Source organism: Christiangramia qingdaonensis, from assembly GCF_048381525.1.
In the GTDB taxonomy this organism is placed as follows: domain Bacteria; phylum Bacteroidota; class Bacteroidia; order Flavobacteriales; family Flavobacteriaceae; genus Christiangramia.
Genome location: NZ_JBLWIM010000017.1, coordinates 1 through 377 on the forward strand (window position 1 = coordinate 1; position 377 = coordinate 377).

Sequence of the window (377 nt, forward strand, 5' to 3'; positions counted from 1 at the left end):
CGACATACTCTCCCACAATACAGCAGTACCATCTGCGCTAACGGGCTTAACTACTCTGTTCGGGATGGGAAGAGGTGAGCCCCGTTGCTATAGCCACCTTAAAAGGTAAGTTATAAGCTTCGAGCTTAAAACTGTTCTAATTACTTAGATTAGAACTAATATCGTTGACATAATTAAAGAAACAAAAAAGTTACAAGTACCTGTACTACAACTATAAAATAAGCATTTGGCGGCTCTGAGGTTTTGCGGCCTCAGAGCCATCGCGCATCAAGCTTTACGGATTATTAGTACTACTCGGCTATGACATTACTGCCTTTACACCTATAGCCTATCAACGTGGTAGTCTCCCACGGTCCTTTAAAGAAATCTCATCTTGT

The 377-nt window shown here is 41.6% G+C and carries 1 rRNA gene and 1 other annotated feature (1 of these 2 running past the window's edge); the gene reads right to left on the reverse strand.

The features are described 5' to 3' along the window. Positions 1-101, reverse strand: a 5S ribosomal RNA gene (rrf, locus tag ACNI3T_RS13810); the annotation flags it as partial. A 164-nt stretch (positions 102-265) separates the two neighbouring features. Further along, positions 266-377, reverse strand: a sequence feature (mutual gap in cmsearch alignment for this rRNA model is longer than 100); it runs 2720 nt beyond the window's last position.